The organism is Massilia scottii (genome assembly GCF_030846495.1).
Classification (GTDB): Bacteria; Pseudomonadota; Gammaproteobacteria; order Burkholderiales; family Burkholderiaceae_D; genus Telluria_A; species Telluria_A violaceinigra.
Map to the genome: position 1 here is coordinate 166335 of NZ_JAVCWM010000006.1, position 11623 is coordinate 177957.

Genomic DNA, 11623 nt, shown 5'->3' on the forward strand with positions numbered 1-11623 from the left:
AAAGGAGAATGACTTGTTCCACGTCGTACTGGTAGAACCCGAAATCCCGCCGAATACCGGCAACATCATCCGCCTGTGCGCCAACACGGGGGCGCAGCTGCACCTGATCGAACCGCTGGGTTTCCCGCTGGACGACGCCAAGATGAAGCGCGCCGGGCTCGACTACCACGATTACGCCACCATGAAGGTCCACAAGAACTGGGAAGCGTACCTGAGCGATTGCCAGCCCGACCCGGCGCGCATGTTCGCGCTGACCACCCACGGCTCGTCGCCGTTCGCCGAAGCAAAGTTTCTGCCGGGCGACGTCTTCGTGTTCGGCGCCGAAACGCGCGGCCTGGCGCCCGCACTGCGTGAATCTTTCGCTCCAGCACAACGCATCCGCCTGCCGATGCGCCCGGACAACCGCAGCCTGAATCTATCGAACACGGTGGCCGTGGTGGTGTTCGAGGCATGGCGCCAGAACGGCTACGCCGGCGGCGCGTGAGAAGCTGCCGCACGATTGCATCAGTCCGGCAAAAATTTCCGCGAAGCCTTACTATCATGACATCAGCGTTCCCCTGTCCGCTCCGTCATGATCAAGCTCCAGCTCCTGCTGCGCGATCCCGCCCGCGATCGCAGCGATGACCCCGCCCTGTGCGCCTTGCTCGAGGCGCACGGCATGCACGTGACCGCCTGCGGCATGGCCACCATCTCGGCTGAAACCTCGCTGGCCGACGCAGAAAAATTATTCGGACCAATTCCAAATGTAAGGGCTGGGTTCGCATCCGATGTAACATCCACACCGGCACTCGCGATTCCGGCGGATCTGGAACACGCCGTCAGCCTGATTACCATCGCTCCACGCCACACGGCGACGAGCCAACCTACCTAGGGGGAATCCATGCAGCCTTTCAAACCCAGCCCGCCCCGCCCTGCCCTGAACGAGCCCGCGCCGCCCGACGCCGAGCTGCGCATCGCCGTCACCTTCAAGGGCGGCGCCAGCGCCGGTCCGACCAAGCTGGCGGCGCGCCTGTCTTCGCGCAGCATCCTCAGCTTCGAGCCCGCCCCCGGCGAAATGGAATCGGCGATCGAGGCGCTGCGCCAGCGCGGCTTCATCGTCTCCGGACGCGGGCGCATGACGGTATCGGTGCGCGGCACCGTGGCCCAGTTCGAGGAAGTATTCGGCACGCGCCTGACCCCGTTCAACCTGAGCCAGAAGCAGAGCTATTCGAGCGACCGCGTGTTTTACCCGGCCAAGGGCGCTCCATGGAATCCCGATCCCGCCCTCTCGGCGCTGATCGATGACGCCTATATCCAGTGGCCCCATATCTACCTGGCCGACCCGGGCACCAGCGCGCGCCCGCCGGCGGTCGGCTATTACCACCTCGACGTGCTCAAGGATGTGCCGGCCAAGCTCAACGCGACCCATATCCACAAGGAACGTCACCACGGCGAAGGCATCCGGGTGGCCATGATCGATACCGGCTTCGACCATTCGCATCCCTTCTTCACGCGCAACGGCTTCACCTCCTCGGTGGTGCTGGCGCCCTCGGCCACCAACCGCCACACCGATCCGGGCAGCCATGGCACGGGCGAGTCGGCCAATGTGTTCGCGGTGGCGCCGAAAGTGACCTTCATCGGCGTCAAGCTGGGCGACGATGCCGATCCGAACGGCGGCGCCAGCATCCTCGAAGGCTTCCAGGAAGCGCTCAAGCACAGGCCGCACGTCATTACTGTGAGCATGTGCTACGACTTGCGCGACAACAATGGCACCTCCGAACTGAAGGAATTGCCGAACGGGCTGAAACCGCTGGAAGCGGAAATCCAGGCGGCGATTGCCAGCGGCATCCTGGTGGTCTTTTCTGCAGGCAACGGCCACTACGCTTTCCCGGCCTCGATGCCGGAAGTGCTCAGCGTCGGCGGCACCTTCGTGGCCGAAGACGGCGCCATGAAAGCGTCCGATTACGCGTCGGCCTTTACCAGCGGCATCTATTCAGGCCGCCACGTGCCCGATGTGTGCGGCCTGGTCGGCATGCTGCCCAATGCCGACTACATCATGCTGCCGGTCCCGCCCGGGGCCGACATCGATACCGGCAACGCCGAGCATGACGGCACCACCGCCGGCGACGGCTGGGCCGTGTTCAGCGGCACTTCGGCCTCGGCCCCGCAGATCGCGGCCGTGTGCGCCCTGCTGCTGCAGAAAAACCCCAAGCTCACGCCCGCCGAGATCAAGGCCTTGCTGGTGCGCACCGCCATCGACGTGCGCGACGGCTCGGCCAGCCCGTCAAGCGATCCGGAAGGCAAGGGCATCAAGGCCGGACCGGGCATCGATGGCGCCACCGGGGCCGGCCTGGTCGACGCCTTCGCCGCCTGGCAGCAGGCGTAGCGATGGATTCAGCAAGCGAAGTACGGGTCGGGCTGATCGGCTACGGCTTTTCCGGCGCCACCTTCCAGGCGCCGCTGATTGCCTCGGTGCCGGGCCTGCGCCTGACCCGCGTGTGCTCCAGCCAGGGCGAGCGCGTGCTGCGCGACTTTCCCGATGTCGAGGTGGTGGCCGACCCGGCCGAGCTGATGGCGTCGGGCGAGGTCGATCTGGTGGTGGTCGCCACCGCCAACGCCAGCCATGCGCCGCTGGCCCGGCAGGCGCTGCTGGCCGGCAAGCACGTGGTGGTGGAAAAACCGTTCACCATCACCCTCGACGAAGGCGCCGAGCTCATCGCGCTGGCCGAACAGCGGCAGCTGCACCTGAGCGTATTCCACAACCGGCGCTGGGACAGCGATTTCCTGACCCTGCGCCAGACCATCGAAGCGGGCCTGCTCGGGCCCATCAACATGTACGAGGCGCATTTCGACCGCTACCGCCCCACTGTGCGCGGACGCTGGCGCGAACAGAATTTGCCCGGTTCCGGCATGTTGTACGACCTGGGCGCGCACCTGATCGACCAGGCGCTGGTCCTGTTCGGCAATCCCGATTGCGTCAACTGCGACATCGGTGTGCAGCGCAGCACCGACAGCGGCAGCGACGCCGCCGACGACTATTTTCACCTGACCATGCGCTACGGCGCGCGCCGCGTGATCCTGCACGCGTCCTCGCTGGTGCTGCAGGCGGGGCCGCGCTTCACCGTGCATGGCGATACGGGCAGTTTCATCAAGCATGGGATGGACCCGCAGGAAGCGGCACTGATGCGCGGCGAACGTCCCGGCGCGCCCGGCTGGGGCGTGGAACCGGAATCGCTGCACGCGCAGCTCAGTTTCGTGAAGGGGGCGCTGACGGTGACCGGCAAGGCGCAATCGCTGCCCGGCTGCTACCAGGAATACTATCAGCGCGTGTTCGACGCCATCGCCCACGGCAAAAGCCTGCCGGTGACGGCGCGCGAAGGCCTGGCGGTGATCAAGATCATCCGCATGGCCATGCAAAGCCACGCGCAGCAGCGTAGCGTGGCGTTTGAATAGAACAGTAGACCCGTCGTCCCCGCGCCAAGGCGGCACTCGGCGGGGACCCAAGTTCGACGATGTCGCTGTTGAAAAACTCGAACTGAAGCAACTGCTCCTGGCGCACCAGCATCGCCAGCATCACGTACGGGTCGTCCCGTTTCACGGCGCGGCCCCGCCCAGCACGTCGAGCGCCGCCGACACGTACACCAGCGGCGCATTCCAGTTGATCGCCACTTCGTTGCTGGCGTAGCTGCAGTCGTCGTCGATATACGACAGCGCCGGCAGCGCAGACGGGTATTGCGCCTTGCAGTCGCCCTTGTCCTGCTGGCCCGCATGCGGCCCGCCAGCCAGAAAGCCCGGCACCGGCGCCGCCACCTGGTCGGCCATCGACGGCCGGTGATGCGGATGGCGCACCTGGCGCGCCCCGAACCCGGTCACGAACGAATACGCAGTGGCGTTACGGCCCAAAACATAATCGAGGCCGGCCTGCGCCGCGTCGAGGTAATCGCGCTTGCCGTTCAGGCGATACGCCTGCAGCAGCATCATCGACTGGTTCAGCGCCACCGCATTGCTGCCCCAGACAAAGTCGGTCCCCTGCATCGCCACGCCATAGGCCGAGGCGCGCCATTTGGCGGTCAGCGCCGCGGCCAGGCCATCGATGCGCGCGGCGATCAGGGACTGGTCGGCCACCGCGCTCAGGCTGTTGCGGTGGTGCGCGAGCGAAATCCAGGCCAGGCCGCGCACGTCGGCCCATTCGGGCACGCTGGCGGTCACGCCGGCCGGCTTCATGGCCGCATAGTAGCTGTCCTTGCCGCTGCTGATATACAGTTCGGCCGCGGCCCACGCGAATTCGTCCTCGAAAGTGGCGTCGCCGTATTCGCCCGTGACCACGCCCGGCGGATTGCGAAACGCCACGGCCGGATTGGCGCGCGCCCATTCCCATGCAGCTTCGGCCGCGCGCAGCATCTTCGCCGACAGGCCGGGCCGCTGCTGCTCGTAGGGTTTGAGCACGCGGCTGGCGGCCGCCATGGTGGCCGCGAAGTCGAGCGCCGCGGCGGTCCCCTTCTGCACCACGTAGCGTGCCTCGCTGCTGGCCTGGGCCGGCATGACGATGCCGTCGAAACGCTGGTTGGTCAACTTGTTGTATACCCCGCCGTCATGCGGGTCCTGCATGGTCAGCATCCACTCCAGGTTCCACAGCGCCTCGTCGAGGATGTCGGGCAGCGTGTTGCCGCTCTCCGGAATGGCGCTGCGCTGGCGCGCGAAATAGTCCGGAAAGTGCTCGAACGCGGCCAGCAGCGTGTAGGTCGATATGCCCGAATTGACGATGTACTTGTTATAGTCGCCGGCGTCGTACCAGCCCTTGGGGCTGGCGATGACGGTGCCTTCCGGCCGCGCCTTCGATGCGGCCGAGGCATGCACCAGCACGCGCATGTCGGGATGCCCGGCCGCCCGCGCATACACGCCGGCGTGGGCGGCGTCGAGCGCCATGCCGGAACGGTTGAAATAAAACGCCTTGAGCGCGGCGCGGTTCAGGTCAGCGTACACGCCGGCGCGCACCGCGAACGGCTCGGAGGCCGCGGCGCCGGCGGCGCGGATGCGATAGTCGCCGGGACGCGTCAGGGCCGAAAAATCGGCCAGCATGACCGTTTCGCCCGACTCGCTCCAAACAGCGGCCGGCCCGGCGCGGCCGCGCCAGGCGACCGCCCCGCTGGCGGCGTCGATCACCTCGACCTCGCCGGCCGCGCCGGCCGGCAGCACGGCCACCTTGTGCGCCTGCGGCAGGAAACCGAGCTGGTTGACGCGGATGGCGCCGGGAACAGAAGCGGCAGCGGCATGGGCATGTGCGCCGGCCGCCAGCAGAATGGATAACAGGCAGGCAGGCGCGCGCGTCATGCCGGCACCGCCTGCGTGCTCTTCGGATCTTCGCCGGCCGCTTCGTCAATATAGAACGGCGCGAACCAGGTGGCGATGAACGATGGAATGGTGGCGACCATCACGAAGATGAAGTAGGTGATGTAGCCCATCCACTCCTGCAGGTGACCGCTGATGGCGCCCGTGACCATGCCGCACAGGCCCATGATGCCGGTGCCGAAGGCGTAGTGGGTGGTGGTGTACTTGCCCGGCGCGAGCTGCTGCATCAGGTAGATCATGAAGCCGACCGCGCCGAAGCCGAAGAAGAATTTCTCGATCATCACGCCGGCCGTGATCAGCGACAGGCTCGTTGGCAGGTAAATGGCCATGATCAGGAACGTCACGTTCGGGATGTTCACCGCGCAGCACAGCACGAACAGGGTTTCCCTGAGCCCGCGCCTGGCCACGTACAGGCCACCGAGCAGGGACCCGAGCAGCACCGCCGCCAGGCCGTAGGTGCCGTAGATGAGGCCCAGCATTTCGTTGTTCAGTCCCAGCCCGCCCTTGGCGACCGGATCGACCATGAAAAACGGACCGATCTTTTCCAGGAAGCCGATACTGAGGCGGAACAGGAAGGCAAAGGCGATCATGCGCCAGATGCCGCGCTTCTGGAACAGGGTGACGAAGGAATCCATCAGGATATGCCCGGCCGCCTTGACGCTCGACGGCGTGTTCTCGGCGCGCGCGCCGTCCGGCATGAAGCGCGCATGCCACAGTGCCAGCACCAGGGTCAGGCCGGCGACCAGGAAGAAAATGATGCGCCACGATTCGATCCAGTCCGGGCCGAACACGGCGGCGTCGTGGTGGAACACGTTCACGTGCAGCCAGCCGCTCAGGTACACCATGCCGCCGGCGGCGACGATCGGGCCGACATTCCAGCTCAGGCTCTGGATGCCGCAGTACAGCGACTGCGCGCGCGAATCGAGCGAGGTGACGTACACGCCGTCGCTGGCGATATCGAGGGTCGCGCCGACGAAGGACAGGGCCCAGAACAGCGCCATCAGGATCGCCATGTAGTTCGGCAGCGCCATGACCAGCGCGATGCCGATGAAACCGAGGCCGATCAGGACCTGCGCGCACAGCACGAAGAACTTCTTGGTGCGGTACATTTCAACGAAGGGCGCGAACAGCGGCTTGACCGTGTACGCCAGGATCAGGAGGCTCGAATACTGGGCCGCCTTGCCGTTGTCCATGCCGAGATTCTTGAACATGATGGCGGTGACGGTGGTCAGCATCACGTAGCCGAGCGCCATCATGAAGTAACCGGTCGGCACCCACAGCAGGGGCGAGACGGACGGTTTAGAAGCGTGCATGGTCGTTTTCCATTTCAAGAGGGGTCAGCGGCAGGGATGCCGGCGACACAGCGCGCGGCGCGGGGCCGCTGAGCGCCAGGCCGGCCAGGTGCTCCGACAAAATCGCGGCCGCGCCCAGCATGGCAGGATATTGGGCGGTGATCACCAGCGTCGGAATCTGCGCGATGAAGGCGCTGAAACGTCCCTTGTTCTCGAAGCGCGCGCGAAACGGCGACCGGGCGAAATACGCGCCCAGCCGCGGCACCACGCCGCCGCCGATATACAGGCCGCCGCGCGCGCACAGGGTGATCGCCAGGTTGGCTGCGACGGTGCCCAGCATACCCGAAAAGCAGTCCAGCGTTTCGCGGCACAGGGGGTCGCTGCCGGCCAGGCCGCGCTCGACGATATCGGCCGTGGAGAGGCTGGCGTCGACCTGCAGGCCGGCCCTGGCGGCCAGCGCTTCGCGAACGAGCACGATGCCCGGTCCGGAAACGATGCGCTCGGCCGAGACGTGCTCGTAACGCTGCCAGCAATGCTGCAGGACTGTCACTTCGCGTTCGTCGAACGGCGAAAAGGCGACATGCCCGCCTTCGCTCTGCACCGCCACCCAGCGCCCGTCGACCGGCACCAGGCCGGCCACGCCCAGGCCCGTGCCGGCGCCCACCAGCCCGATCACGCCGGTGGCGACGGCCCGGCCGGCGCCGATCTGGTCCAGGTCCGACGGTCCCAGGGCCGGCAGCGCCATCGCCAGCGCGGCGAAGTCGTTCACCACCAGCAGCGTATCGAGACAGAGCGCCTGGCGCGAGGCGGCGATCGAAAACGCCCAGTGGTGATTGGTCATCTTGACGGCGTCGCCGTCGACCGGATTGGCGATCGCGATGACCGCGTGGCGCACGCGCCGCGCCGGCAGGCGGTTTAAATAGGCGCGCACCGCATCGTCGAACTGCGCGTAGTCGGCGCAGGCCAGGGTGTGCACGTCGCCCACCCGCCCGGGGCCGTATTCGAGCGCGAAGCGCGCGTTGGTGCCGCCGATGTCGGCCAGCAGGCGCGCACCATCGGCATAGGAATCATGAACCATGTTGCCTCCAATGGAAGAACGGTCGATCAGCGCTGGCGCTGGGCGGACAGGAAATCGCGGTACCAGATGGCGCTGTCCTTGAGGGTACGCGCCTGCGTCTCGTAATCGACATGGACGATGCCGAAGCGCTTGGCGTAGCCGGAGTTCCATTCAAAGTTGTCGAGCAAACTCCAGAGGAAGTAGCCGCGCACGTCGACGCCCTGCTCCATGGCCGCCTTGAGCGCGTCCAGGTGCATCTGTACGTAGGCGATGCGCGCCGGGTCGCTCACCTTGCCGTCGCTGACCGCATCCGGATTGGCCATGCCGTTCTCGGTGATGTAAATCGGCGGCAGCATGTATTCGGCATTGAGCTTGACCAGCAGTTCGGTCAGCCCCTGCGGGTAGATCTCCCAGCCCATGTCGGTGAAACCGAGCTTGCCGGGCGGGGTGCGCGGCGGCGTTTCGGCGCTGCAGAAAGAGCGGAAGTAGTAGTTCACGCCGAGGAAGTCGATCGGCTGGGCGATGGCGGCCATGTCGCCGTCGTGCACCACCGGTGCGTTCTCGCCGTGCGCGCGCAGCGCCAGTTCCGGATAGCGGCCCTTGAAGATCGGGTCCATGAACCACTGCACCGAACGCGCATATTCGAGTTCGGCCATGGCGCGATCAAGCTCGGAACCGGTGGCCGGATCGGCCGTCCACTGGTTCAGCACAATGCCCAGCTGCGCCGAGCTAGCGGCCGCGCGCATCGACGTCATCGCCAGCCCGTGCGAGAGCAGCAGATGGTGCGAGACCTGGATCGCCTGCCTGGCATCCGCCACGCCGGGCGCGAACTGCGCATTGCCGTAACCGAGGTTGGCGCTGCACCATGGCTCGTTATGGGTGGCGATGGCATCGATGCGGTTGCCGAAGCGGCGCGCCACTTCGTGCGCGTAGTCGGCGAAGCGGTGCGCGGTGTCGCGATTGAGCCAGCCGCCGTCGTCCTGCAAGCCTTGCGGCAGGTCCCAGTGGTACAGGGTCAGGTGCGCCTTGACGTCTTTCGCCGCCAGTTCGTCGAGCAGGCGGTCGTAGAAACCGAAACCGGCTTCGTTCCAGGCACCCTTGCCGCTCGGCTGGACGCGCGCCCAGGCCATCGAGAAGCGGTAGGCATCCACGCCCAGCGACGAGATCAGGCCCACGTCTTCGCGATAGCGGTTGTAATGGTCGCAGGCGACGGTGCCGTCGCTCTGGTCCTTGATGTTGTTCGGGTTCAGGCAGAAGGTGTCCCAGATCGACGGCCCCTTGCCGTCAGCGTTGGCGCCGCCCTCGATCTGGAAAGCGCTGGTCGCGACTCCCCACGTAAAGTCGGCAGGGTAGTGATTGGATTGGTTCATTGTAGAGCTCGATATCGGTGGGGCGATGACGGGACGCGCGGCGCCCGTCCGGGCACGCCGCGCCGTGGTCCGCTCCCCCGGGGGAAGCGGACAAGGCGGCAGACTTAGAAGTCGACGCCGGTGTTGAAGCCGATGGTGCGCGGCGGCAGGTACTGCGCCACCCACGGGCCGAAGGCATTGGCGGCGCTGGTCTTGATGTTTTTGTCGGCCACGTTACGCACGAAGGCATCGACCCACCACTTGTTGGCCGTGTAGCGCAGGCCAAGGTCGGTGCGGGTGTAGGCTTTCTGGCGGTCGCCCTCGCCCAGGTTGAAGACGCTCAGCCAGGATGCGGTTTCGTAGTGGGTCGAGATGCGCGGGATCACCGTGGCGCCGCCGGCCAGCTCGAACGTGTGCTGGTACTGCAGCTGCATCGAGAACTTCGGCGCGTGCGGCATGGTGTTGCCGCTCACGTCCAGGCAGTTGCTGATGCCGGGGATGTCGCACTTTGGCAGCAGGTAGTCGTTGGTGCCGCCGATCAGTTTGCCCAGCTTGGCGCGGGTGTAGGCCATGGTCAGCTGCAGCTTGTCGTCGCGCGTGAGCTTGGCCGCGATTTCCGACTCCAGGCCCCACACGGTGGCGCCGTCTGCATTGTTGGTGGCCAGGCCGCGCGTGCCGTCCGGATTGGTGATCGGGGCGCTGAACTGGAAGTCCTTGAAGTCCGAGTAGAACAAGGCGTTGTTCACCTTGATCATGCCGCCCATCAGGGTGCTCTTGCTGCCGAGTTCATAGTTGGTCAGGGTTTCGGCGCCGTACGGACGGCCGCCATCCTGCAGGCCGCCCGATTTGTAGCCGGTCGAGACGCTGGCGTAGACCATGTTGCTGCGGTCGATTTCGTAGTTCACGCGTACCAGGCCGGTGGTCTTGCTGCCGTGGTAGACGCCGTCGTTCGACGGATTGTTCGGCACATAGCCCTGGCCGGGAATGCGCGGGTCGATCGATGGGCTGACCGGTACCTGGGCCACGTCCTGGGTCTTGTCCCAGGTGTAGCCGTTGCCGCCCTGGTTGGTGCGCTTGTCCTTGGTGTAGCGCAGGCCGGCGGTCAGGTGCAGCTTGTCGCTCATGTTCCAGGTGGCCTGGCCGAAGGCGGCGGTCGAGTCGACCGTCTGTTTCGGCTGGATGAAGGAACCCTGCCAGTTGACCGTGCCCTCCTGCGTGCCGTTGAAAATCGGAATATCGAAGCGCATGTCGTTCTTTTCGGCCGCGTAGTACAGGCCGAGCTGCCAGTCGATCTCTTTTTTGCCGAGCGATTGCAGTTCCAGTTCGTGGCTGTGGTTCTTGTAGTGCGAGGCCACGGTGTTGTTGGCCTGGTAGGTCGCGCCGGTGGCGAAACTGGTCGGTATCGCCACGCCGCCGTCCTGGTCGAAGGTGGACGAGCCAGAAAAGCGCGACACGCCGGCGATGTAGTGCAGCGCCAGCGAGTCGTTGATGGTGTATTCCAGGCGCGAGCGGATCGCGTCGGAATCGCGCTTGAGCGTTGGCGCCACGTCGGACAGGGTCGACCAGAGGTCGGTGCCGGCGCGCGGGGTTTGCAGCAGGTTCATGCTCGGGGTGCCGCGGTCGGCGTATTTTTCGTACGCGACGTTCCACTTCACCGATGGCGTGATGTTCCACAGCAGGGACAGGCGCACCGCGGTCTGGTCCTGGGCGCCGTATTGCGGGCCGTTGGCGACGAACAGGTTCGGATTGATCGGACGGAAATCGGCATCCTTGCCGCCGCCGGCCTTGAAGGCCGCGCGCTGGTCCGCCAGCGCAATGGCCGGCAGTTTCTGGTAATCGATGTAGCCGTCGTGCTGTTCGTGCACCGCGGCGATGCGCAGGGCCGCCGTTTCGCCGAGCGGAATGTTGAAGGCGCCGCGCGAACCGAGGCGCTTGTAGTTGCCCATGCCCGCTTCGATGCTGCCGGAACGCTCGCCGATGACCGGTTTCGTGGTCTGCATGTTGACCGCGCCGACGGTGGAGTTGCGGCCCCACAGCGTGCCTTGCGGGCCGCGCAGCACTTCGATCGCTTCCAGGTCGAACAGCAGCGAGGTGGCGCCTTCCGGACGCGGCGAGTAGACGCCGTCGATGAAGCTGGCCACTTCGGGATCGGCGTATTCGGTCTTGGCGCTGTCGTTGCCGATGCCGCGCAGGGTCATGGTGATGACGCCATGGTCGCCCTGGCCGGTGGCCTGGAAACCCGGCACCAGGTTGACGACGTCCTGGATGGTTTGCACGTGGTTGTCCTGCAGCGCGGCGGCGTTGATCGCGGTGATCGCGATCGGGGTTTTTTGCAGCGGCGTCGAACGCTTGGTGGCGGTGACGACGACTTCGGGAATCACGTTCGAGTCGGCGCTGGCGCTGCTGTTGCTGACCGCAGGCGCTGCCGGAGCTTGCGCCACATCCTGGGCATGCGCCGCATTGATGCCTGCGAGCAAAGTCAGGATGGCAAGTTGAATTGGGGCGCGAACGCGGCGAAACGCCTTGGTGGCGGTAGATTTCATGCAGTCTCCATTCGGAATTGACCGATTTTTGTTGTTCAACACTTTGGCTGGGCG

9 protein-coding genes are annotated in these 11623 nt (G+C 65.9%); 4 read left to right on the top strand and 5 right to left on the bottom strand.

What is annotated here, in order from left to right; genetic code table 11:
• Positions 1-13: 13 nt before the first annotated feature.
• The 4 genes from trmL (at position 14) to RBA41_RS10255 (ending at position 3432) form a co-directional block, all read left to right on the top strand.
• Positions 14-484 carry a tRNA (uridine(34)/cytosine(34)/5-carboxymethylaminomethyluridine(34)-2'-O)-methyltransferase TrmL gene (gene trmL / locus RBA41_RS10240; protein ID WP_099874399.1) on the top strand — a complete coding sequence of 157 codons (471 nt, stop codon included), beginning with the start codon at positions 14-16 and terminating at the stop codon, positions 482-484.
• 87 nt (positions 485-571) lie between these two features.
• Positions 572-871 carry a hypothetical protein gene (locus RBA41_RS10245; protein WP_306623530.1) on the top strand — a complete coding sequence of 100 codons (300 nt, stop codon included), beginning with the start codon at positions 572-574 and terminating at the stop codon, positions 869-871.
• A 9-nt stretch (positions 872-880) separates the two neighbouring features.
• Positions 881-2365: a S8 family serine peptidase gene (locus RBA41_RS10250; protein WP_306623532.1), complete on the top strand. Its 1485-nt coding sequence runs from the start codon at positions 881-883 to the stop codon at positions 2363-2365.
• Positions 2366-2367: 2 nt separating this feature from the next.
• The gene (locus RBA41_RS10255) at positions 2368-3432 is read left to right on the top strand and encodes an oxidoreductase (RefSeq protein WP_306623534.1); all 1065 of its coding nucleotides are present in this window, start codon (positions 2368-2370) and stop codon (positions 3430-3432) included.
• Positions 3433-3573: 141 nt separating this feature from the next.
• On the opposite strand, the gene RBA41_RS10260 is transcribed toward RBA41_RS10255, so the two are convergent.
• From RBA41_RS10260 to RBA41_RS10280, 5 genes are all read right to left on the bottom strand, one after another.
• Positions 3574-5310, bottom strand: a complete 1737-nt coding sequence (locus RBA41_RS10260; RefSeq protein ID WP_306623536.1) for a glycoside hydrolase family 9 protein — start codon at positions 5308-5310, stop codon at positions 3574-3576.
• On the bottom strand, positions 5307-6641 hold the full coding sequence (locus RBA41_RS10265) for an MFS transporter (protein WP_306623539.1): 1335 nt from the start codon (positions 6639-6641) through the stop codon (positions 5307-5309). The genes RBA41_RS10260 and RBA41_RS10265 overlap by 4 nt, the downstream gene beginning before the upstream one ends.
• Positions 6628-7698: a glucokinase gene (locus RBA41_RS10270; protein WP_306623541.1), complete on the bottom strand. Its 1071-nt coding sequence runs from the start codon at positions 7696-7698 to the stop codon at positions 6628-6630. The genes RBA41_RS10265 and RBA41_RS10270 overlap by 14 nt, the downstream gene beginning before the upstream one ends.
• 26 nt (positions 7699-7724) lie before the next feature.
• Positions 7725-9047, bottom strand: coding sequence for a GH1 family beta-glucosidase (locus RBA41_RS10275; RefSeq protein ID WP_306623543.1), 1323 nt, complete (start codon positions 9045-9047; stop codon positions 7725-7727).
• A gap of 104 nt (positions 9048-9151) precedes the next feature.
• Entirely contained in the window at positions 9152-11569 is a 2418-nt protein-coding gene (locus RBA41_RS10280; RefSeq protein WP_306623545.1) for a TonB-dependent receptor, read from the bottom strand.
• Positions 11570-11623 lie beyond the last annotated feature (54 nt).

What these genes read in the sequence shown, in the direction of transcription:
- RBA41_RS10280 (WP_306623545.1), bottom strand. Translation starts at nt 11,569, where the DNA reads ATGAAATCTACCGCCACCAAGGCGTTTCGCCGCGTTCGCGCCCCAATT.
- RBA41_RS10260 (WP_306623536.1), bottom strand. Translation starts at nt 5,310, where the DNA reads ATGACGCGCGCGCCTGCCTGCCTGTTATCCATTCTGCTGGCGGCCGGC.
- RBA41_RS10275 (WP_306623543.1), bottom strand. Translation starts at nt 9,047, where the DNA reads ATGAACCAATCCAATCACTACCCTGCCGACTTTACGTGGGGAGTCGCG.
- RBA41_RS10265 (WP_306623539.1), bottom strand. Translation starts at nt 6,641, where the DNA reads ATGCACGCTTCTAAACCGTCCGTCTCGCCCCTGCTGTGGGTGCCGACC.
- RBA41_RS10255 (WP_306623534.1), top strand. Translation starts at nt 2,368, where the DNA reads ATGGATTCAGCAAGCGAAGTACGGGTCGGGCTGATCGGCTACGGCTTT.
- RBA41_RS10245 (WP_306623530.1), top strand. Translation starts at nt 572, where the DNA reads ATGATCAAGCTCCAGCTCCTGCTGCGCGATCCCGCCCGCGATCGCAGC.
- RBA41_RS10270 (WP_306623541.1), bottom strand. Translation starts at nt 7,698, where the DNA reads ATGGTTCATGATTCCTATGCCGATGGTGCGCGCCTGCTGGCCGACATC.
- RBA41_RS10250 (WP_306623532.1), top strand. Translation starts at nt 881, where the DNA reads ATGCAGCCTTTCAAACCCAGCCCGCCCCGCCCTGCCCTGAACGAGCCC.